Origin of the sequence: Bosea sp. ANAM02 (assembly GCF_011764485.1) — a bacterium.
Taxonomy (GTDB): Bacteria; Pseudomonadota; Alphaproteobacteria; order Rhizobiales; family Beijerinckiaceae; genus Allobosea.
Map to the genome: position 1 here is coordinate 3,000,599 of NZ_AP022848.1, position 20,774 is coordinate 3,021,372.

At 67.7% G+C, this 20,774-nt stretch carries 16 protein-coding genes; 10 read left to right on the forward strand and 6 right to left on the reverse strand.

All coding sequences use genetic code 11. The features are described 5' to 3' along the window. Nucleotides 1-12: 12 nt before the first annotated feature. A complete protein-coding gene (locus OCUBac02_RS14465; protein ID WP_173046541.1) occupies nucleotides 13-957 on the reverse strand; it encodes an aspartate carbamoyltransferase catalytic subunit in 945 nt (314 codons plus the stop codon). 139 nt (nucleotides 958-1,096) lie between these two features. Here OCUBac02_RS14465 and OCUBac02_RS14470 point away from each other — a divergent pair, with 139 nt between their 5' ends. The 3 genes from OCUBac02_RS14470 to OCUBac02_RS14480 all read left to right on the forward strand — a co-directional run bounded on the left by OCUBac02_RS14470 (nucleotide 1,097) and on the right by OCUBac02_RS14480 (nucleotide 5,636). After that, a complete protein-coding gene (locus tag OCUBac02_RS14470; protein ID WP_244638946.1) occupies nucleotides 1,097-2,221 on the forward strand; it encodes a serine hydrolase domain-containing protein in 1,125 nt (374 codons plus the stop codon). A gap of 471 nt (nucleotides 2,222-2,692) precedes the next feature. Next, nucleotides 2,693-5,359 carry a type I DNA topoisomerase gene (topA, locus tag OCUBac02_RS14475; RefSeq protein ID WP_173046543.1) on the forward strand — a complete coding sequence of 889 codons (2,667 nt, stop codon included), beginning with the start codon at nucleotides 2,693-2,695 and terminating at the stop codon, nucleotides 5,357-5,359. A gap of 28 nt (nucleotides 5,360-5,387) precedes the next feature. Beyond that, nucleotides 5,388-5,636 carry a hypothetical protein gene (locus tag OCUBac02_RS14480; RefSeq protein WP_047580520.1) on the forward strand — a complete coding sequence of 83 codons (249 nt, stop codon included), beginning with the start codon at nucleotides 5,388-5,390 and terminating at the stop codon, nucleotides 5,634-5,636. 229 nt (nucleotides 5,637-5,865) lie between these two features. On the opposite strand, the gene OCUBac02_RS14485 is transcribed toward OCUBac02_RS14480, so the two are convergent. Then, nucleotides 5,866-6,954, reverse strand: a complete 1,089-nt coding sequence (locus OCUBac02_RS14485; RefSeq protein ID WP_244638947.1) for a DUF2778 domain-containing protein — start codon at nucleotides 6,952-6,954, stop codon at nucleotides 5,866-5,868. 461 nt (nucleotides 6,955-7,415) lie between these two features. On the opposite strand from OCUBac02_RS14485, the gene OCUBac02_RS14490 reads away from it, so the two are divergent. Further along, nucleotides 7,416-8,678 (forward strand): MFS transporter, encoded by a 1,263-nt coding sequence (locus OCUBac02_RS14490; protein WP_173046545.1) that lies wholly within the window; start codon nucleotides 7,416-7,418, stop codon nucleotides 8,676-8,678. A gap of 212 nt (nucleotides 8,679-8,890) precedes the next feature. Here the strand turns inward: OCUBac02_RS14490 and OCUBac02_RS14495 are convergent, their stop codons facing one another. Beyond that, complete coding sequence (locus OCUBac02_RS14495; RefSeq protein ID WP_173046547.1) at nucleotides 8,891-11,215, reverse strand: bifunctional salicylyl-CoA 5-hydroxylase/oxidoreductase; 2,325 nt, start codon at nucleotides 11,213-11,215, stop codon at nucleotides 8,891-8,893. A 240-nt stretch (nucleotides 11,216-11,455) separates the two neighbouring features. On the opposite strand from OCUBac02_RS14495, the gene OCUBac02_RS14500 reads away from it, so the two are divergent. The 6 genes from OCUBac02_RS14500 (at nucleotide 11,456) to OCUBac02_RS14525 (ending at nucleotide 17,003) form a co-directional block, all read left to right on the forward strand. Further along, the gene (locus tag OCUBac02_RS14500; protein ID WP_173046549.1) at nucleotides 11,456-12,211 is read left to right on the forward strand and encodes an SDR family NAD(P)-dependent oxidoreductase; all 756 of its coding nucleotides are present in this window, start codon (nucleotides 11,456-11,458) and stop codon (nucleotides 12,209-12,211) included. Nucleotide 12,212: 1 nt separating this feature from the next. Next, a complete protein-coding gene (locus OCUBac02_RS14505) occupies nucleotides 12,213-12,749 on the forward strand; it encodes a MarR family winged helix-turn-helix transcriptional regulator (protein WP_244638948.1) in 537 nt (178 codons plus the stop codon). Beyond that, the gene (locus tag OCUBac02_RS14510) at nucleotides 12,749-13,585 is read left to right on the forward strand and encodes an enoyl-CoA hydratase family protein (protein ID WP_173046551.1); all 837 of its coding nucleotides are present in this window, start codon (nucleotides 12,749-12,751) and stop codon (nucleotides 13,583-13,585) included. Before OCUBac02_RS14505 ends, OCUBac02_RS14510 begins: the two co-directional genes overlap by 1 nt. Before the next feature lies 1 nt (nucleotide 13,586). Continuing rightward, nucleotides 13,587-14,846, forward strand: a complete 1,260-nt coding sequence (locus OCUBac02_RS14515; protein ID WP_173046553.1) for an acyl-CoA dehydrogenase family protein — start codon at nucleotides 13,587-13,589, stop codon at nucleotides 14,844-14,846. Nucleotides 14,847-14,907: 61 nt separating this feature from the next. Further along, the gene (locus OCUBac02_RS14520; protein ID WP_173046555.1) at nucleotides 14,908-16,548 is read left to right on the forward strand and encodes a benzoate-CoA ligase family protein; all 1,641 of its coding nucleotides are present in this window, start codon (nucleotides 14,908-14,910) and stop codon (nucleotides 16,546-16,548) included. A 47-nt stretch (nucleotides 16,549-16,595) separates the two neighbouring features. Next, complete coding sequence (locus OCUBac02_RS14525) at nucleotides 16,596-17,003, forward strand: RidA family protein (RefSeq protein WP_173046557.1); 408 nt, start codon at nucleotides 16,596-16,598, stop codon at nucleotides 17,001-17,003. 186 nt (nucleotides 17,004-17,189) lie between these two features. Here OCUBac02_RS14525 and OCUBac02_RS14530 read toward each other — a convergent pair whose 3' ends face one another. Genes OCUBac02_RS14530 through OCUBac02_RS14540 form a run of 3 tightly spaced genes read right to left on the reverse strand, consistent with a single transcriptional unit; the run spans nucleotide 17,190 to nucleotide 20,532 of the window. Next, nucleotides 17,190-18,824: a sulfate adenylyltransferase subunit 1 gene (locus tag OCUBac02_RS14530; protein ID WP_173046559.1), complete on the reverse strand. Its 1,635-nt coding sequence runs from the start codon at nucleotides 18,822-18,824 to the stop codon at nucleotides 17,190-17,192. Continuing rightward, entirely contained in the window at nucleotides 18,824-19,726 is a 903-nt protein-coding gene (gene cysD, locus OCUBac02_RS14535) for a sulfate adenylyltransferase subunit CysD (protein ID WP_197933271.1), read from the reverse strand. The genes OCUBac02_RS14530 and cysD overlap by 1 nt, the downstream gene beginning before the upstream one ends. Next, on the reverse strand, nucleotides 19,723-20,532 hold the full coding sequence (locus OCUBac02_RS14540) for a phosphoadenylyl-sulfate reductase (protein WP_173046563.1): 810 nt from the start codon (nucleotides 20,530-20,532) through the stop codon (nucleotides 19,723-19,725). The genes cysD and OCUBac02_RS14540 overlap by 4 nt, the downstream gene beginning before the upstream one ends. Nucleotides 20,533-20,774 lie beyond the last annotated feature (242 nt).

Below are 20,774 nucleotides of genomic sequence, written 5' to 3' on the forward strand. Positions count from 1 at the left end.
GTCTCTTTACGCTCAGACATTCGGCAGGTGCTGGGCGAGCGCGTCGAGCACCGCCATGCGGACGGCGACGCCCATCTCGACCTGCTCGCGGATCAGCGATTGCGCACCGTCGGCGACGGCAGAGGAAATCTCGACGCCGCGATTCATCGGGCCGGGATGCATCACCAGCGCGTCGGCTTGAGCGCGCGACAGCTTCTCCTGGTCGAGCCCGTAATAGCGGAAATACTCCTTCGCCGACGGCACGAAGGCGCCGTTCATGCGCTCGAGCTGGAGGCGCAGCATCATCACGATGTCGGCGCCCTCCAGCCCCTTGTTCATGTCGGTGAAGATCTCGACGCCCAAGCGCTCGATGCCGGCCGGCAGCAGCGTCGTCGGCGCGATCAGGCGGACCTTCGCGCCCAGCGCATTGAGCAGGATGATGTTGGAGCGGGCGACGCGCGAATGCAGGATGTCGCCGCAGATCGCCACCGTCAGGCCCTGGATGCGGCCCTTGTTGCGGCGGATCGTCAGCGCGTCGAGCAGGGCCTGGGTCGGGTGCTCGTGGGCGCCGTCGCCGGCATTGATCACCGAGCAGCCGACCTTGCGCGCGAGCAGGTTGACGGCGCCGGCCGCATGGTGGCGCACGACGATGATGTCGGGACGCATCGCGCTCAGCGTCGCGGCGGTATCGATCAGCGTCTCGCCCTTCTTCACCGAGGAGAAGGCAACGGACATGTTCATCACGTCGGCGCCAAGGCGCTTTCCGGCGAGTTCGAAGGAGGCCTGCGTCCGCGTCGAGGGCTCGAAGAACAGGTTGATCTGGGTGCGCCCGCGCAGCGCCGCCGTCTTCTTCTCGACCTGCCGGGAGAGCGCGACATAATCCTCCGCCCGGTCCAATAGCGCTTCAATGTCCAGATGGGACAGCCCCTCGATCCCGAGGAGGTGGCGGTGCGGATAGAGCGGTGCTGGCGATGTCATTTGAAGCAGGCTGTTTAGGCGCGAGTCGGGCGCGGCGCAAGCGGGCCGGAGCCGGGAGGGCGCATGTCCTGTGGGTCGTGGAGCTTTCGGCCAAACGGCGCTACCAATCGGGTTTTCCGCCGTGCGTGAGGATGCCGCCTTGACCAGCCCGACCGATGCCTTCGTCCCCGCCCCCGACGGCGCCCTCTGGCAGACGATCGCGCCCGCCGAGGCCGGCTTCGACCCGAAAAGGCTAGAGGCGGCGGTGGATTTCGCCCGCGAGCAGGAGAGCCCCTGGCCGCGCAGCCTGTACTACCCGGACGGCAGCTATGTCGGGAATGTCGAGTGGAACGAGCGCGGCCCCTGGACCGAGATCGTCGGCCCGGTCAGCGAGCGCGGCGGCCCGGCCGGCCTGATCCTGAAGGGCGGGCGAATCGTCGTCGAATGGGGCGACACCGCCCGCACCGACATGACCTTCTCGATCGCCAAGAGCTATCTCGCGGTGCTCGCCGGCATCGCCTTCGACGACGGGCTGATCAAGGACGTGGACGAGCCGGTCGGCAAGACGGTCGCCGGCCCCGTCTTTGCCGGTGCGCATAACGGCCAGATCACCTGGCGCCACCTGCTGCAGCAGTCGAGCGAGTGGCAAGGCGAGATCTTCGGCAAGTCCGACCAGGTCGACCATAACCGCCAGATCGGCCCCGGCGCCGACAACAGCCGCAAGGGCCAGCGCCGCGAGCTCAAGACGCCCGGCTCCTTCTACGAATATAACGACGTGCGCGTGAACGTGCTGTCCTATGCGCTGCTCGAACGCTTTCGCCGGCCGCTGCCGGAGGTCCTGCGCGAGCGGGTGATGGACCCGATCGGCGCCTCGCCGGACTGGCGCTGGGAGGGCTACAGCACCTCCTTCACCGAGATCGACGGGCGCAGGGTCCAGTCGGTGCCGGGCGGCGGCCATTGGGGCGGCGGGCTCTTCATCGGCGCGCGCGACCATGCCCGCTTCGGCCTGCTGATCGGCCGGCAGGGCGACTGGGGCGGCCGGCAGGTCCTGTCGCGGGACTGGGTCAGGCGTATGCTGACGCCCTCGCCGACGCTGGCGAATTACGGCTATCTCTGGTGGCTGGCGGCACGTCCGGGCGTGCCGGCCAAGTCGTTCTCGGCGCTCGGTGCCGGCAGCAACGTGATCTGGGTCGATCCCGAGCAGGACGTCGTCGCCGTGCTGCGCTGGATCAACGGCGCCCAGACCGACGGCTTCATCGACCGGCTGGTGGCGGCGCGGGGCTGAGGGCCCGCGGTTACCCCCGAACCTCGCCGTCATTCAGGGGCGCCGCGCAGCGGCGAGCCCGGAACCCACGAACACGACGGTTGCGTCATGGTCGGGCTTGTCCCGACCATCCACGTCTTCGTTGATCGAGGACGGTGTTCAAGACGTGGATGCTCGCCACAAGGGCGAGCATGACGACCACTGGAACAGCGTCATGTTCATGGGTTCCGGGCTCTTCGCTAAAGCGAAGCCCCGGAATGACGACAGAGCAACAGGCCCCCGCCTTGCAAAGCCGGCGACCGACCCCATGTCTCACCGCTGCATCAGCGGGCCGGCGATCGTCGTCGTCATCCATTCGGGGTTTGACAGAGCCGGCGCGCTGAACCACTTTCGCGCGCATCTTCCGAACCGCAGCGGTCTTGCGGGTCGCGGAACCGTCCATCAGGGCTGGCTCCGCGCTCTGATCAGGGCTGTTATCGAGACACGAACATCATGAAGCTCCTCGTCGTCGAGTCGCCGGCCAAGGCCAAGACGATCAACAAATATCTGGGCTCCGACTACGAGGTGATCGCCTCGTTCGGGCATATCCGCGACCTGCCGGCCAAGGACGGCTCGGTCGAGCCCGACAACGACTTCTCCATGAAATGGGAGATCGAGGGCCGCGGCGCCAAGCAGGTCGCGGAGATCGCGCGCGCCGTGAAGGGCGCCGAGAAGCTGATCCTCGCCACCGACCCGGATCGCGAGGGCGAGGCGATCTCCTGGCATGTGCTGGAGGCCCTGAACCAGAAGCGTGTGCTCAAGGGCATCCCTGTCGAGCGCGTCACCTTCAACGCCGTCACCAAGGACGCCGTGCAGAAGGCGCTGGCCAATCCGCGCGCGATCGACCAGGCGCTGGTCGATGCCTATCTGGCGCGGCGCGCGCTCGATTATCTCGTCGGCTTCACGCTCTCGCCGGTGCTGTGGCGGAAGTTGCCGGGCGCCCGCTCGGCCGGCCGCGTGCAGTCGGTGGCTTTGCGCCTCGTCTGCGACCGCGAGCGCGAGATCGAGGCCTTCCGGGCCCGTGAATACTGGTCGCTGGTCGCGACGCTCGCGACCGCGTCCGGCCAGACCTTCGAGGCCCGGCTCGTCGGCGCCGACGGCAAGAAGATCGCCCGTCTCGATATCGGCAACGAGGAGGAGGCCAAGGCCTTCAAGGCGGCGCTGGAAACCGCGCTCTTCACCGTCAACGAAGTCGAGGCCAAGCCGGTCAAGCGCCATCCGCAGCCGCCCTTTCAGACCTCGACGCTGCAGCAGGAGGCCTCGCGCAAGCTCGGCCTCGCCCCGGCGCGGACGATGCAACTCGCGCAGCGGCTCTATGAAGGCGTCGATATCGGCGGCGAGACTGTCGGCCTCATCACCTATATGCGGACCGACGGCGTCGACATGGACGGCTCGGCCATTGCGGCGGCGCGCCGCGTCATCGGCAAGGAGTTCGGCGACCGCTACGTGCCGAGCGCCCCGCGCAAATACACGGTCAAGGCCAAGAACGCGCAGGAGGCCCACGAGGCCATCCGTCCGACCGATCTCGGCCGCCTGCCTGCCATGGTCGCCCGCCAGCTCGAGCCCGAGCAGGCCAAGCTCTACGAACTGATCTGGAAGCGTACTATCGCGAGCCAGATGGAATCGGCCGAGATGGAGCGCACCACGGTCGATATCGCCGCCAGGGTCGGAGCCCGCCATCTGGAACTGCGCGCCTCGGGCCAGGTCGTGCTCTTCGACGGCTTCCTGACGCTCTATCAGGAAAGCCGCGACGACGAGGAGGACGAGGATTCCAAGAAGCTGCCGGCGATGAAGTCGGGCGACAAGCTGGAGAAGCGCGCCATTGCCGCCGACCAGCATTTCACCGAGCCGCCGCCGCGCTTCTCGGAAGCGAGCCTGGTCAAGCGCATGGAAGAACTCGGCATCGGCCGGCCCTCGACCTATGCCGCGACGCTCTCGACCTTGCGCGACCGCGAATATGTCCGTGTCGAGAAGAAGCGCCTCGTGCCCGAGGACAAGGGCATGCTGGTCACAGCCTTCCTGGAGAGCTTCTTCAAGCGCTATGTCGAGTTCGACTTCACCGCGAATCTCGAAGAGAATCTCGACCGCGTCTCGAATGCCGAGATCGACTGGAAGGCGCTGCTGCGTGCCTTCTGGGACGAGTTCCAGGCCTCGATCGGCGAGACCAAGGACCTGCGCGTCGGCGACGTGCTGGAGGCGCTCAACGGCATCCTCGGCGACTATATCTTCCCGAAGAAGGCCGACGGCTCGGATCCGCGGGTCTGCCCGACCTGCGGCAACGGCCAGCTCTCGCTGAAGCTCGGCAAGTTCGGCGCCTTCGTCGGCTGCTCGAACTATCCGGAATGCCGCTATACGCGCCCCCTCTCCGTCCCGGCCGCCGATGGCGAGGCTTCGGCCGAGGGCGGCCAGGGCGCGCCGGGCGTGCGCATCCTCGGCACCGACCCGGTGACCAATCTCGAAGTCACGCTGCGCGACGGCCGCTTCGGCCCCTATATCCAGCTCGGCGACGGCGAGAAGCCCAAGCGCTCCAGCCTGCCCAAGGGCATGAGCCCGGCAAGCGTGACGCTGGAGAAGGCGCTCGCCCTGCTCTCGCTGCCGCGCGAGGTCGCCCGGCATCCCGAGAGCGGCGAGCCGATCCTCGTCGGCATCGGGCGCTTCGGGCCTTACGTCCAGCACGGCAAGGTCTACGCCAATATCGACAAGGACGACGACGTGCTCGAACTCGGCGCCAACCGTGCCATCGACCTGATCGTCGCCAAGGAAAGCGGCGGCGGTCGTGGCCGCGCGGCGGCGACGCCGGGCCGGGCGCTGGGCGACCACCCCGATGGCGGGGCGCTTGAGGTCAAGGCCGGGCGCTACGGACCCTATGTCGCCTGGGGCAAGGTCTTCGCCACCTTGCCGAAGACCATGACAGCCGAGAGCATCACGCTCGAACAGGCGATCGAGCTGGCGAACGCCAAGGCCGAGGCCAAGGGTGGCAAGGGGAAGCCGAAAGCCGCTGCCGGTGCAGCCAAGGCCAAGGCACCGGCGAAGAAGCCTGCTGCGAAGAAGGCGCCTGCCCAGAAGGCGACCGAGGGCGAGCCGGCCGCGAAGAAGGCGCCGAAAGCCGCGCGCGGCTGACGGCGCCGCACTTTACGGAACGGCCTGAATGCGTCTCGCGAGCTGGCTCCTGATCGGAGGTGGGGCAGTGCTCTGCCTCGTCGCCTTCGCCGGCTGGGTCGGGCTGAACCTCTTCGCCTGCGGCCTGCATTCAGGCGGCTGCGGCTTCTCCGACTTCCGCTTTCGCTGGGAGGATACCGAAGCCCTCATGGTCTTCGTTCCGCCCTTCGTGCTCGGCTGCGTTCTGGCTGCGACCGGGGTGGCGCTGCGGATGGCCGGCCGCTCACGGCGCCTATGAGACCTGCTGTGTTTTGACGGAACCGTCGCCGTCATTCCGGGTCGGGCCGTAGGTCCGAGCCCGGAATCCAGAACCATTGCCCTGCGACAGGTAAGCTCTCCGCTTTAATTGCCCCTCCGATGAGCGGCATCGGTTCTGGATTCCGGGCTCGAGCGCTACGCGCTCGCCCCGGAATGACGGCGGTAGTTCCGTGTAAAATCAGCAGGCTCTGAATGCCACTCCCCTCCCCTCAGAGGCTCGCGACCACCCGGATCCGCTTGACCTCGCCGCGCAGGAAGGCCTGCAGGAAGCGGTCGTACTCCTTGAACGAGATGCAGCCGTTCGAGTCGCCGCGCGGCCCGAGCAGATAGGTATGGGCGAGCAAGCCGGCGCGGCCATGGATCGCGCCCGAGCCGCCGACGGGGTTGAGCCGGATCGCCCGCACGCCGTGGAACAGGGCCTCGCGCTCGGTCAGGGTATAGGTATGCGGCGGGGTGACGCCCTTCATCCGGACATGGGCATAGCGGACATCGTCCATCATCTCGCCAAGGCCGGAATGAGCTTCCAGGCGCTCGCCGTTCGGCATGTAGACCATCTTGGCGGCGATGTCGTAGATCGCGGTGCCGGCCTCGGCGGTGCGCGGCGGCGTGCCGGTCGAGGGGCTGAGACGGGTGATGCGGCCGCGGTCGATGATGTCGTCCTGCGGCGCGGCATAGGCGAGCGCGGTCCCGGCCGGCCCGGCCTGCTTCTGCACGCCGAAGAGCTTCTCGAAGAAATTGCGGTTGTCCTCGGGCGTCGGCGCGACGGCCGCCGTGCGGTTGCGACGCGTCGTCGTCGGCTGCGCGACGCGCGGCTGAGTCTGCTGCGGCTGCTGGGGTTCGGCCTTGGGCAGCAGATCGAGGGGGCGCGGCACCGGCATGGGCGCGGCCCTTTCCGCGAGCGTGACCGGCGGCTGCGGCGGCAGCGGCAAGGCGGGCTCGGCCGGAGCGGCAGCGGCGAGGGAGGATGACGACGGAACCGCCGGCTGGAAGGCCGAGCGGGCGGGAGCGCCCTGCACGAAGCGCGAGCCCTTGCCGTCCGACAGGCCGGGATTCAGCAGGCCGCTATAGGCCGGGGCCTGCTGCTGCGCGAGGCGGGTGGGCGAAGCCTTGCGGGCGTTCGCCGACGAGGCGCTGCCAGCATCCGGGCCCGGAACGCCCTGCCCCAGCATCCAGAAGCCGGACATCGCGCCGCCGCTGAGCGCGAGCGCGAGCAGAAAGCCCTTCAGGAAAGGCCTGCGGCGACGGCGGGACCGCACATAGGGCGCGCCGCCTTCCCGTACATAGGTCGCATAGGTCATCCGCCGCACTCTCGATACGCTTACGCCACGCCCGGCGGCCGCGAGCACAGCGTCGCCGCACGCGCTCCTAGCAAGGGAGGCGCGGTACGCATCGCGAGGTGACCGAGCATGCCGGGAGAACCCAAATTCCGTTCCGTACTGATAAGGCGCCGCCTTGGTTAATCGCCGGTGAACCGCATCGATAATTTTTCGCGGTTCGCGCGCGGCGGAGCGGGCTTCGGCGCAGGGGTGCAAGACCATCGAAACACGGCGCGATCGAGTCCGGAGAATGGAGGAAGAAAGACGAGGATTCTTCGCCGGCTGCCCCGATTGGCCCATCATTTCCGGCGAGGCTGCAATCCTGGTCCATTTTTCCCAAACCGGCCGTCGAATCGGATATGTCGCAAGCATCGCAACCGCAGGATCTGCAGCCGCCGGAATCGCGGGATTCCGGCGCACCTGCGCCGGAGGCCGGGACCGCCGTGAGCCAGCCAGCCGAGCCGAGGACGAGTTCCGTCGCAGCGCTCGGCGCGATCGTCAGCGGGGCGCTGATCCTGCAGATCGCGTCGACCATCGTGAACACGGTGGTGCCGCTGAAGATGGCGCTGGAGCAGAAGGCGCCGCTGCTGATCGGCCTCGTCGGCTCGGCCTATTCCGTCGGCTTCCTCGCCGGCTGCTTCGTGGTCCCTGCCTTCATCCGCCGCGTCGGGCATATCCGCGCTTTCGCGGTCTTCGCAGCGCTGCAGGCCGTGTTCACGCTCAGCTTCGCGCTGACGTCGCTGGATTTCTGGGGCATCTCGCGGCTCGGCATGGGCTTTGCCGGGGCCGGCCACGCGATCTGCATCGAGAGCTGGATCAGCGGCCAGGCCAAGGCCGGCCAGCGCGGTCGCCTGTTCGGCTTCTACCAGATCCTCAACCGCCTGGCGCTGATCGGCTCGCAGATCGGCGTCGGCTATGTCTCACTGCAGTCGCACGACATCTTCCTGCTGGCGAGCGCCACCTTCTCGATCGCGCTGATCCCGGTCGGCATGACCCGCGCCAAGGGACCTGAATCGGGCGAAGTCGTCTCGGTGCGCCTCAATACGATGTGGCAATACGCGCCGGCCTCGGTGATCGGCTGCCTCTATGTCGGCCTGATGGGCGGCGCGCTGACCAATGTCGCCCCCGCCTACGGCATCCTGATCGGGCTCGACCAGGCCTGGGCGATCCTGCTCACCGCCGGCATCCAGATCGGCGCGCTGGTGCTGCAATGGCCGCTCGGCCTGCTGGCCGACCGGGTCGAGAGCCGCAAGATCATGCTCAGCGCCACGGTCTCGGTCGTGCTCTGCACGCTGGCGCTCGGGGCCGTGTTCTGGTTCGCCCTGCCGCGTGCCCGCTTCTGGATGTTCGGGCTTTTCGCCCTGATCGGCGCCGGCTCGATGCCGATCTACACGGTCGCGGTCGCGCATGCCTACTTCCGGCTCGGCCGTGAGCGCGCGCTCGGCCTTTCCGCGCAACTGCTCTTCCTCTGGGCGGTGGGCTCGGCGATCGGCCCCCTGGTCTCCGCCGCCTTCATGCAGGCCGTCGGGCCGAACGGGCTTCTCACCTATCTCGGCGGGCTCTCGGCTGCGGCAGCGGGCTATCTCGCCTTCCGGCTGCGGCGCAACCCGCCCTCGGCCAATCCGTTCGGCGAGCGCGAACCGGCGCCGCCCACCATTCCCGACGTCTCGCCCTCCGGGCGCCGGAGCCCCGCCGAGGGGAAATAGGCGGAGAAACACGGTCATCTCGCGAGGGAATGACTGCCGTCGTTCCGGGGCAAGCGCGTAACGTTTGAGCCCGGAATTCATAATCACAGCGGTGGCCGGACGAGGCGGAGAGGCTTATGCCGTTTTCGGTATGCTGCAGCGGTTATGGATTCCGGGCTCGCCCTGTGGGCGCCCCGGAATGACGGCAGAGGTCCCGAGAAAAACAGCCGGCCTTATTTCGCCACGGCGTGCCGGGTCGGCTTGGCCTTGAGCTTCAGCTCTTCCAGGTCCTGCCGCTCGCGCGGGGTGTTGCGCATGAGCTGGTCCTTGCCGGGCCCATACTGCACCGGCTGGTCGGTGTCGACGCCGTACCAGGCGGCGGCGCGCAGCACGAAGGACGGATCGGCCAGATGCGGGCGCCCGAGCGCGACGAGATCGGCCCGGCCGGCGGCGATGATCGTGTTGACCTGATCGGCCGTGGTGATGTTGCCGACACACATGGTCGCGACCTCCGCCTCGTTGCGGATGCGGTCCGAGAACGGCGTCTGGAACATGCGGCCATAGACCGGGCGCGATTCCCGTGCGGTCTGGCCGGTCGAGACGTCGACGAGGTCGCAGCCCTCGGCGGCGAAGGCCTCGGCGATGGCGACGGAATCCGCCGCCGAGAGGCCACCTTCGACCCAGTCGGTCGCGGAGATGCGCACCGAGATCGGCTTCTCGTGCGGCCAGACCTCGCGCAGCGCCCGGAAGACTTCCAGCGGATAGCGCAGACGGTTCTCGACCGAGCCTCCGTATTCGTCCGTGCGCTTGTTGGTCAGCGGCGAGAGGAAGCTCGCCAGCAGATAGCCATGGGCGCAATGCAGCTCCAGCATGTCGAAGCCGGCGCGCATCCCCCGTTCGGCCGACGCGACGAACTCGGCCTTGACCCGGTCCATGTCGGCGCGGGTCATCTCACGCGGCACCTGGCTTTCCGGGTAGTAGGGCAGCGGCGAAGCCGAGATGATCGGCCAGGCGCCGTCCGGCAGCGGCCGGTCCATGCCCTCCCACATCAGCCTGGTCGCGCCCTTGCGGCCAGCATGGCCGAGCTGAAGGCAGATCTTCGCGGCGGAATTCGCATGCACGAAGCCGACGATCCGCTTCCAGGCGGCTTCCTGCTCATCGTTCCACAGGCCTGTGCAGCCGGGGGTGATGCGGGCATCGGGCGCGACGCAGGTCATCTCGGTGAAGATCAGGCCGGGGCCGCCGATGGCGCGCGAGCCGTAATGCATCAGGTGCCAATCATCAGGCAGGCCGTCCTGCGCGGAATACTGGCACATCGGCGAGAGCGTCATGCGGTTCTCGACCCGCATCTCGCGCAGCTTGAACGGCTGGAAGGCGGGCGGCACGGGTGAGCCGTCCTTACGCCGCTTCGCCTGATTGCCCAAGCCATCGGCGACGAGCCCGTCGACGGCCGCGACCATTTCCGGCGCCCGCAGCGCCAGATTGTCGTAGGTGATCGCCTTGGAGCGGGTCATCAGGCCGAAGGCGAAGCGCAGGGGTTCGAAATCCCAGAAGCGCTTCAGCTCCTCGAACCAGACGAGTGAGACATCCGCTGCATGCTGGGTCTTCTCGACCTCCTCGCGGCGCTGCGTCTCGAACAGCTTCAGGCCGGCGGATACGTCGAGCTTGGCCTGCCCCATCGCCTTGTGCAGCGCGATGGCGTCCTCCATCGCGAGCTTGGTGCCGGAGCCGATCGAGAAATGCGCCGTCGCCTTGGCATCGCCGATCAGCACGACGTTCTCCACCACCCAGTTTCGGCAGCGGATCATCGGGAAATTGCGCCAGTGCGAGCGGTTGGTGATGAGCCTGTGGCCCTGCAGTTCCTCGGCGAAGACGCCTTCGAGGAAGGCAGCCGACTGCGCCTCGTCCATCGCACCAAGGCCCGCCTTCGCGAAGGTCTCGGGATCGGTTTCCAGCACCCAGGTCGAGCGGCCGGCCTCGTACTGGTAGCAATGGGCGATGAAGAGCCCGTGCTCGGTCTCCTTGAAAAAGAAGGTGAAGGCGTCGAAGGGCCGGGTCGAGCCCATCCAGGTGAAATGGTTCGGGCGCAGGTCGGTCTGCGGCTGGAAGCGCTCGCGCCAGTTCTCGCGGACGCGGCTGTTGATGCCGTCGGCGCCGACGACGAGATCGTAGTCCCGCTTCAGCGTTTCGATATCGGCGATCTCCTCGCCGAAATGCAGGTCGACGCCGAGCTCGCGCGCCCTCGCCTGGACCAGCATCAGGAGCGAGCGGCGCGAGCAGCCGCAGAAGCCGTTGCCGGGCACGCGGAAGGTGTCGCCCTTGAAGCGGATCTCGATATCGTCCCAATAGGCGAAATTGTCGCGGATCGCGGCGTAGCTCTGCGCATCCGCCGCCTTGAACGTGTCGAGCGTCTGGTCCGAGAACACGACGCCGAAGCCGAAGGTGTCGTCGGGCTGGTTGCGCTCGAAGACATCGACCGTCAGCTCCGGCCAGTCCCGCTTCATCAGCAGCGCGAAATAGAGCCCCGCCGGCCCTCCGCCCACGACCGCGATACGCATCGACGCCTCCATCGGGAAACCGGCTGCCCCAGCTTGAGAAATTATTTTAAGCCTAAAATATTTTTGAACTCAAGAGACTTCTGCGGCGTCTCTGGCGATCACGCAGGCGTCACATACGACGAAATGCCCTGCCAGCATGGCATTTTGCACTGCGAGATGGCACCATCTCCCGGCCTCGGTCGGCCCGCTTGCAAATTCCTTCAGACTTAAAATATATTTGCCGCCGGAGGTCGAGCGGCCATGACATTGCAGGGACAGCGTGCACTGGTTACGGGCGGCGGGCGCGGCCTCGGCCGGGCCATCGCTGCCGGGCTGACGCAAGCCGGCGCGGTGGTCAGCATCCTCGGGCGCGACGAGGCGACCTTGAAGGAGGCCGTCGCGGCCGGCGTCGCAGCCGATTGCGCGGCCTGCGACGTGCGCGACGAGGCTTCGGTCTCCGCGGCTCTGGACAAGCTCTCCCGCCAGCATGCCTTCGACATCGCCGTCGCCAATGCGGGGGCGGTCGAGACCGGCCCGTTCATGCGCAGCGACAGCGAGCGCTTCCGCCGGATGCTCGACATCAACCTGATCGGCACGGTGAACCTGTTCCACGCCACGCTGCCGGCCATGCTGGAGCATCGCCGCGGCCGCCTGATCGCCATCGCCTCCACGGCCGGACATCGCGGCTATCCCTATGTCAGCGCCTATACGGCGGCGAAGCATGCCGTTGTCGGGCTGGTGAAGTCGCTGGCGCTGGAGACGGCGCGCTCCGGCGTCACCGTCAACGCGGTCTGTCCCGGCTATGCCGATACCGATATGGCGACGGCCGGCATCGACAATGTCGCCAACAAGACCGGCAAGAGCCGCGAAGAGGCGCTGGCGGCCATGATCAAGGACAATCCGCAGGGCCGCCTGATCGCGCCGGAAGAGGTCGCAGCCGCCGTGCTCTATCTCTGCGGGCCGGGCAGCGATGCTGTCACCGGCCAGTCACTGATGGTCAATGGCGGGGAGTTCTGAGATGGAGACGCCCTCCTCTTCCCTGATCCTCGACCGCGAGACCAAGGCGAGCGAGCGCCCCGGCGATCACAAGGACGAGCTGCGCCTCTGGCTGCGGATGCTGACCTGCTCGACCCTGATCGAGACGGAGATTCGCAACCGCCTGCGCGAGGAGTTCAGGACGACGCTGCCGCGCTTCGACCTGATGGCGCAGCTCGACAAGACCGCCGTCGGCATGACGGTCGGCGAGGTCTCGCAGCGCCTGATGGTCTCGAACGGCAACGTCACCGCCGTCGTCGCCGGGCTCGTCACCGACGGGCTCGTCGACAAACGCTCTGCCCCGCAGGACCGGCGCGTGCAGATTCTCACGCTGACCGCACAGGGCCGCAAGGTCTTCCGCGCCATGGCCGAGCGCCATGAGGACTGGATCGCCGAACTCTTCGCCGGGCTCGACCAGGCCGAGATCGCGCAACTCTTCCGGCTGCTCGGGCAGACCAAGAGCTCGCTGCATCGCGCCATCGCGGGGCGGACCGACCAAGCCGCCAAGGGAGATGCCTGATGGCCCAGATCGCCAATGCCACCATCCTGCCGCTCGCGGGCTTCGCGCCGGAGCATTTCAGCCTCTCGGTCTCCGGCAAGGTCGCGACGGTGACGCTAAACCGGCCTGAGAAAAAGAATCCGCTGACCTTCGCAAGCTACCGCGAACTCACGGATTTCTTCCTCGCCGCGCAGAAGGAGGAGGAGGTCAAGGCGATCGTCGTCACCGGCGCCGGCGGCAATTTCTCCTCGGGCGGCGACGTGTTCGAGATCATCGGCCCGCTGGTCGCGATGGAGACCAAGGACCTGCTCAAGTTCACCCGCATGACCGGCGATCTGGTCAAGGCGATGCGGGCCTGCCCGCAGCCGATCGTCGCCGCGATCGACGGCGTCTGCGCCGGGGCCGGCGCCATCGTCGCCATGGCTTCCGACCTGCGGCTCGGCACGGCCGGCAGCAAGATCGCCTTCCTGTTCAACCGCGTCGGGCTCGCCGGCTGCGACATGGGCGCCTGCGCGATGCTGCCACGGATCATCGGCCAGGGCCGTGCCGCCGAATTGCTCTATACCGGCCGCGTGCTCAGGGGCGAAGAAGCCGAGCGCTGGGGCTTCCTCAACCGCATTTGCACGGCTGAAGCCGTGCTGGCGGATGCGCAGGCGCTCGCCGCCGAGCTGGCCGATGGCCCCACCTTCGCCAATGCCATGACCAAGCGCATGCTCGAAATGGAATGGGCGATGTCGGTCGAGAGCGCGATCGAGGCCGAGGCCGTGGCGCAGGCCTTGTGCATGCAGACCGAGGATTTTTCCCGCGCCTATCACGCCTTCGCCGCGAAGCAGAAGCCGGTCTTCGAGGGCAACTGAGATGGGCAGCGCTTCTCCCCTCGGCCTCGACATCCTCGGCGATACGCTGGACTGGCCGTTCTTCGAGGAGAAGCACCGCGCCTTCGCCGCAGAGCTTTCCGGATGGGCCGATTCCTACCTCGCCGACCTTCCCCACGACGACGTGGACGAGGCCTGCCGGGCGCGCGTCGCGGCTTTGGGTGCGGCGGGCTTCCTGAAGGCCGCGGTGCCGGCGGCCTATGGCGGGCTCAACGACAAGCTCGATGTCCGCACGCTCTGCCTCGCCCGCGAAATCCTGGCGGCGCGTGACGGGCTCGCCGACTTCGCTTTCGCCATGCAGGGGCTCGGCACCGGCTCGATCAGCATCGCGGGTTCGGAGGCGATGAGGCGGCGCATCCTGCCGGATGTCGCGGCCGGCAAGCGCATCGCCGCCTTCGCCCTCTCCGAGAAGGAGGCCGGCTCCGACGTCGCCGCGATGGCGACGACCGCGACGCCGGACGGCGCATCCCATGTCCGCATCGACGGCGAGAAGAGCTGGATCTCGAATGGCGGCATCGCAGACCATTACGTCGTCTTCGCCCGCACCGGCGAGGCGCCTGGCGCCCGCGGGCTCTCCGCCTTCCTGGTCGAGGCCGACACGCTGGGCCTGACCGTCGCCGAGCGGATCGAGGTGATCGCGCCGCATCCGCTCGCGACCCTGCGCTTCGAGGGTTGCCGCGTGCCGCTCGGGAATCGTATCGGCGGGCCGGGCGACGGGTTCAAGGTCGCGATGGCGACGCTCGACATCTTCCGCTCGACGGTCGGCGCCGCCGCGCTCGGCTTCGCAAGGCGCGCACTGCACGAGACGCTTGAGCACGCCAATGGCCGCAAGCTCTTCGGCGGCACGCTCGGCGACCTCCAGCTTTCGCAGGCGGCGATCGCCGACAGCGCGGCGGAAGTCGATGCCGCAGCCCTGCTGGTCTATCGCGCCGCCTGGACCAAGGATCGCGGCGCGGCTCGCGTCACCCGCGAGGCGGCGCTGGCCAAGCTCGTCGCGACCGAGAACGCCCAGAACGTGATCGACCGGGCCGTCCAGATCCATGGCGGGCTCGGTGTCACAAAGGGCGTCAAGGTGGAGGAATTGTACCGGGAGATCAGGGCGCTGCGCATCTACGAGGGTGCGAGCGAGGTCCAGAAGGTCGTGATCGCGCGCGACCTCCTGAAAGCACATGCCGCTGGAGCACGCGCCGATCAGGTTGCACTGCAACCTGATCGGATAACGCGTTCTCCAATCAATAATTAGAGGCGGATTCACCGATCGGGTCAGCGGCCCGATCGGATCCGGCTCTAGGCAGGGGAACGGAATGACAGCAACCGGATTCGCGAGATCGGGGCATAAGGACAGCTTCGCGCGAGACAATCTGCCGCCGCGCGCAAGCTGGCCCGATCTGAGAGTGGAAGAGGCGGGGCTCACCTATCCCGAGCGGCTGAACTGCGTCGCGGAGCTGCTCGACCGGCACATCACCGAGGGGCGCGGCGGACGCACGGCTGTGATCGCCAGCGACCTGCACTGGAGCTATGCGGACCTCGCGGACAAGGTGAACCGCATCGCCAATGTGCTGACGCGCGATCTCGGCATGGTCGCCGGCAACCGCGTGCTGCTGCGCGCCGGCAATACGCCGATGATGGTCGCGGCCTATCTCGCCGTGATCAAGGCCGGCGGCGTCGCCGTCGCGACCATGCCGATGCTGCGGGCGGGCGAGCTCGCCTATCCGCTGCGCAAGGCCAGGATCGCGCTCGCGCTCTGCGACCACCGCCTCACCGCCGAACTGGAAGGCGCCAAGGGACAGGTGCCGGAGCTTGACCGCATCGTCGCCTTCGGCGGCGCCGGCAGCGAGCTGGAAGCCCTGATGGCGCAAGCGGGCTACGCACATTTCGAGGCCTGCGACACGGCGCGCGACGATGTCTGCCTGATCGCCTTCACCTCCGGCACCACGGGCGAGCCCAAGGGCACGATGCATTTCCATCAGGACATGCTGGCGATCTGCGATTGCTACGGCGCGCGCGTGCTGAAGGCCTCAGCCGATGACCGCTTCACCGGCTCGCCGCCGCTCGCCTTCACCTTCGGGCTCGGCGGGCTCGTGCTCTTCCCGATGCGGATCGGCGCCGCGATGGTGCTGCCCGAAAAAGCCGGCTCGGCCGACCTGATCGACGCGGTCGAGCGCCACAAGGTCAGCGTCGTCTTCACCGCGCCGACGGCCTATCGCGCCATGCTCGACAAGCTCGACGGGCGCGACATCGCCTCGCTCCGCATCTGCGTCTCGGCCGGCGAGGCGCTGCCCAAGGCGACCTTCGACGCCTGGCAGGCGCGGACCGGCATGAAGCTGCTCGACGGCATCGGCGCGACCGAGATGCTGCATATCTTCATCGGCGCGCCGCGCGAGGCGATCCGGCCGGGCTCGACCGGGATTCCGGTGCCGGGCTACGAGGCGAAGATCGTCGATTCCGAGGGGCGCGACGTGCCGGACGGCACGCCCGGTCGCCTCGCCGTACGCGGCCCGACGGGCTGCCGCTATCTCGCCGATCCGCGCCAGGCGGTCTATGTTCTGAACGGCTGGAACATTACCGGCGACACCTATCTGCGCGATGCGGACGGCTATTTCTGGTATCAGGCCCGTTCCGACGACATGATCGTCTCGGCCGGCTACAATATTGCCGGCCCCGAGGTTGAAGCCTGCCTGTTGACGCATGAGGCCGTGGCCGAATGCGGCGTGGTCGGCGCGCCCTGCCCCGAGCGCGGGCAGATCGTGAAGGCCTATGTTGTGCTGCGCGAAGGCATCACGGGCGACACGGCGCTGGTCAAGCTGCTGCAGGAGCATGTGAAGGCCGGTATCGCGCCCTATAAGTACCCGCGTGCCATCGAATTCGTCGATGCCCTGCCGAAGACCGCAACCGGCAAGCTGCAACGCTTCGCGCTGCGCCAGATCGCGCAGGGCGAGAGCTGATCCATCTTCCTACAGAGCCTGAACGGCCGAAACCGAGGCGATACGCCATGTCCGATCATTCCCGATCCCGCGCCATCCTGCCCGAAGGCTGGCCGCAGCCGCGCGGCTATGCCAACGGCATGGTGGCGGAAGGCCGCGTGCTGGTCACCGGCGGCCTCGTCGGCTGGGACGCGCAAGGTGTCTTCGCCGAGGGCTTCATCGGCCAGTTGCGCCAGACCTTCCTCAATATCCGTGCCGTGGTCGAGGCCGGTGGCGGGCGCATCGAGGATATCGTGCGCCTGACCTGGTACGTCACGGATATCGCGACCTATCGCGCCAGCCTCAAGGAGATGGGGCCGGTCTATCGAGAAGTCTTCGGCCGACATTTCCCGGCTATGGCGGTGGTCGCGGTGACCGCGCTGGTCGAGCCGGAGGCGCTGCTGGAGATTGAGGCGACAGCGGTCGTCGGGGGCTAGGTCACGGTTGTCGAGCTGAACCCGGAGCCCAGGCTGTCATTCCGGGGCTCGCGCAGCGAGAACCCGGATCCCACGACCGGGTGAATGGCCTGTCACGCGGCATCGGATGTCTCACCCAGTCGTGGATTCCGGGTTCGCGCCTATGGCGCGCCCCGGAATGACAAGGGGAAGAAAGGCTGACTGCCGTCAAATCCCAGCGCCATCCTGCAAGGTGCCTGTCGGCGCCTTGCGCCAGAGTCGCATATGCAGCGCCCGCAGACCGGGGCGCAGCAGGATGTCGCCGAAGGCGAGCCCGAGCGAAGCCGGGACGTTTGCCGTCAACGCGAAGGCCGCCGCGAAGAGCCCAGCCGTGCTCACGACGCGCCAGCTCACGCCGGCAAGCCAGGCCCGGCGGTCCGGCGTACCCGGCCGCCCGACGATGCGAACGGCGCCACGCTTCGCCCACGCAAGCGTCCCACCCTCGCCCACGGCCTGCCGGACAGCCCCCTCAACCGGCTCGACGAAGCCGAAGGCCACCGTCTCGTTGCCGATGCGGTCGATCAGGATGAATCCGCCGAGCTCGTGGCTCCTCGCATAGGGCAAGGAGACCAGCGGCCGATCGAGGCGCAGCGTCACCGATCCGATGCCGTTCATGCCCAGGCTCTGCGCCGGGAGCGGCTGGAAGCCCTCGATGTCGATGCTGTGATGCAGCGCCTCGACGGTGGCATTGGCGCTCTGCGTCGCGAGCTTCACCAGGAACTGGCCGCCTTCGCGCAGGGCGCGCTCGCCGGTCCAGAGCAGGCGCGCCCTGAGACCACGACTCACCGGAAGCGCCGAGCCCGCTGCAGCGATGACATCGCCGCGCGAGATGTCGATATCGTCCTCCAGCGTCACCGTCGCGGCCTGGCCGGCAGCGATCTGGCTAGCGTCGCCGGCAGCGCCGATCAGGCGCGCGATCCGGCTGGTGCGGCCGGAGGGCAGCGCCACCACGGGATCGCCGACGCGGGCGCGCCCGGCAACGGGCGTGCCTGCATAGCCGCGGAAGTCGAGATCGGGCCGGTTGACCCATTGCACCGGCAGGACGAAGCCTTCGTCGGTCGATGCGGCGCGTGCGATCGCGACGCTTTCGAGATAGGGCAGCAGCGCCGGGCCGTCATGCCAGGGCATCAGCGCTGACGGCCGCATGACGTTCTCGCCGTCACGGGCCGAAACCGGAATGAAGCGGATCGAGGCGAAGCCGAGGCTCTGCACCGCCGCGCGGTAATCGCTCGCGATCCGCTCGAAGACGGTGGCGTCATAGCCGACGAGATCCATCTTGTTGATGGCGACCACGACATGGCGGACGCCGACCAGCGAGACGATGAAGGAGTGCCGCCGCGTCTGCGGCAGCAGACCCTTGCGTGCATCGACCAGGATGATGGCGAGATCGGCGGTGGAGGCGCCGGTCGCCATGTTGCGGGTATACTGCTCGTGGCCGGGCGTATCGGCGACGATGAAGCTGCGCTTGTCCGTGGCGAAATAGCGATAGGCGACGTCGATGGTGATGCCCTGCTCGCGCTCGGCCGAAAGACCGTCGACCAGCAGCGCGAAATCCGGCGCCTCGCCTTGCGTTCCGAACTTGCGGGAATCGCTGTCGAGCGCGCTGAGCTGGTCGTCGAAGACCGCGCCGGCCTCGTAGAGCATGCGGCCGATCAAGGTCGACTTGCCGTCATCGACCGAGCCGCAGGTGATGAAGCGCAGCAGCGAGTGCTGGCCGGTTTCGGAGGCGGCCGGCGTATCATTGGCCGGAAGCAGAGCCTGCACCGGCTTCGGTGTCTTCTTTTTGGCGAGCGCGAAGCCCATCAGAAATAGCCTTCCTGCTTCTTATGCTCCATCGAGCCCGAGCCGTCATGGTCGATGACGCGGCCCTGCCGCTCGGAGGATCGCGACGCGCGCATCTCGGCGATGATGTCGGTGAGGTTCGCCGCCTCGCTTTCGACGGCTCCTGTCAGCGGGTAGCAGCCGAGCGTGCGGAAGCGGACCATGCGCGTCTCGACGGTCTCGCCGGGGTGCAGTTCCATGCGCTCGTCGTCGCGCATGATCCAGGCACCGTCGCGCCGGACGACCGGGCGCGGCGCCGCGAAATAAAGCGGCACGACCGGGATGTTCTCCAGCGCGATATAGTCCCAGACGTCGCGTTCGGTCCAATTGGACAGTGGAAACACCCGAAAGCTCTCGCCGCGATGCTTGCGGGTGTTGAAAAGCTGCCAGGGCTCCGGGCGCTGGTTCTTCGGGTCCCAGCGATGCTCCGGCGAGCGCAGCGAGAAGACTCGCTCCTTGGCCCGGCTCTTCTCCTCGTCGCGCCGCGCACCGCCGAAAGCCGCGTCGAACCTGTGGAGGTCGAGCGCCTGTTTCAGCCCTTGCGTCTTCATCACGTCGGTATGGACGCGCGAGCCGGAGGCGAAGGGATTGATCCCGGCCTCGACGCCCTCGCGGTTGATATGGACGATGAGATCGAGCCCGAGGCGCTTCGCGGTCTCGTCGCGGAAGGCGATCATCTCGCGGAATTTCCAGGTCGTATCGACATGGAGCAGCGGGAAAGGCGGCCTGGCCGGGTAGAAGGCCTTCATCACGAGATGCAGCAGGACGGCGGAGTCCTTGCCGATCGAATAGAGCAGCACCGGCTTGTCGCAGGTCGCCACGACCTCGCGGATGATGAAGATCGCTTCGGCTTCGAGCTTCTGGAGATGGCTGAGCTGGATCACTGGTGCACCTCCACCGGCGCGGCCTGGGCGCGCGCCGGCTTGCCGTCCTGTCCGACATGCAGGCCGCATTCCCTGGCCGCGTCATCCTCCCACCACCATCGTCCGGCCCGCTCGGGCTCGCCGGGGCTGATGGCGCGGGTGCAGGGCTGGCAGCCGATCGAGACGAAACCCTGCGCGTGCAGCGGGTTGATCGGCACGCCGTTCTCCTGCGCGAAGGCGAGCGCGCGCTCGCGCGTCCAGTCGATCAGCGGGCTCGCCTTGACGAGGCCGCGCGCCGCATCGGCTTCCGCCAGCTTCACGCCGCCCCGCGCGGCCGACTGGTCGGCGCGCAAGCCGGTCAGCCAGATCGAGGCACCGGCAAGCGCCCGGCCGAGCGGCTCGACCTTGCGGATGTCGCAGCAGGATTTGCGGGCGTCACGCGAGGCATAGAAGCCGTTGATGCCGTTCTGGCGGACATGAAGCTCGAGCGTGTCATGGCGCGGGTAGTACGGGCGGATCAGGATGCCGTAACGCTCCTCGGTCTCCTGCCAGAGCGCGTAGACCTCGGAGAAAAGCCGGCCGGTATCGAGCGTGGCGAAGGTGACCGGCAGCTTCGCCGCCGCGATGAAATGGGTGAGGACCTGGTCTTCGAGGCCGAAAGAGGTGGTGAAGACCACCCGCCCGTTCGCTTCCGCGACGATGCCGGCAAGGCGCGCGGGAACGTCCGCCTTGCCGAAGGACGCATCGAGCGCGGCCGCACGTTGCGCCAGCAGCGCCTCTGGCGGTGTCTTCGTAGTGGGGTCGTCCGCGCCGAAGCCGTTCGCCATGGTCCTGGCCGCCTGTTCGGTAAATCGAACGAACCACTTATACCCATGGCGGCCAAGGTTCAATTTACAGCATGTAGCGTGTTTTTTCTTATTTCACTTCCATTGGAGAAGTTTGTTTTGGCGGACGATGATGCCCCTCCCTTAGAGGGAGGCTCCGCCCTAGCCCCCTCCTCGCCGTCATCCCGGACAAGCCGCGACGCGGCGCCGATCCGACCCCATGCCGGAGCGCTTCCGATCCAGGT

Excerpts from the sequence above, each read along its gene's own strand:
- OCUBac02_RS14505 (WP_244638948.1), top strand. The coding sequence starts at position 12,213 with ATGGAGACGCCCTCCTCTTCCCTGATCCTCGACCGCGAGACCAAGGCG.
- OCUBac02_RS14525 (WP_173046557.1), top strand. The coding sequence starts at position 16,596 with ATGTCCGATCATTCCCGATCCCGCGCCATCCTGCCCGAAGGCTGGCCG.
- topA (WP_173046543.1), top strand. The coding sequence starts at position 2,693 with ATGAAGCTCCTCGTCGTCGAGTCGCCGGCCAAGGCCAAGACGATCAAC.
- OCUBac02_RS14530 (WP_173046559.1), bottom strand. The coding sequence starts at position 18,824 with ATGGGCTTCGCGCTCGCCAAAAAGAAGACACCGAAGCCGGTGCAGGCT.
- OCUBac02_RS14485 (WP_244638947.1), bottom strand. The coding sequence starts at position 6,954 with ATGACCTATGCGACCTATGTACGGGAAGGCGGCGCGCCCTATGTGCGG.
- OCUBac02_RS14495 (WP_173046547.1), bottom strand. The coding sequence starts at position 11,215 with ATGCGTATCGCGGTCGTGGGCGGAGGGCCGGCGGGGCTCTATTTCGCG.
- OCUBac02_RS14465 (WP_173046541.1), bottom strand. The coding sequence starts at position 957 with ATGACATCGCCAGCACCGCTCTATCCGCACCGCCACCTCCTCGGGATC.
- OCUBac02_RS14520 (WP_173046555.1), top strand. The coding sequence starts at position 14,908 with ATGACAGCAACCGGATTCGCGAGATCGGGGCATAAGGACAGCTTCGCG.
- OCUBac02_RS14510 (WP_173046551.1), top strand. The coding sequence starts at position 12,749 with ATGGCCCAGATCGCCAATGCCACCATCCTGCCGCTCGCGGGCTTCGCG.
- OCUBac02_RS14540 (WP_173046563.1), bottom strand. The coding sequence starts at position 20,532 with ATGGCGAACGGCTTCGGCGCGGACGACCCCACTACGAAGACACCGCCA.
- OCUBac02_RS14515 (WP_173046553.1), top strand. The coding sequence starts at position 13,587 with ATGGGCAGCGCTTCTCCCCTCGGCCTCGACATCCTCGGCGATACGCTG.
- OCUBac02_RS14480 (WP_047580520.1), top strand. The coding sequence starts at position 5,388 with ATGCGTCTCGCGAGCTGGCTCCTGATCGGAGGTGGGGCAGTGCTCTGC.
- OCUBac02_RS14500 (WP_173046549.1), top strand. The coding sequence starts at position 11,456 with ATGACATTGCAGGGACAGCGTGCACTGGTTACGGGCGGCGGGCGCGGC.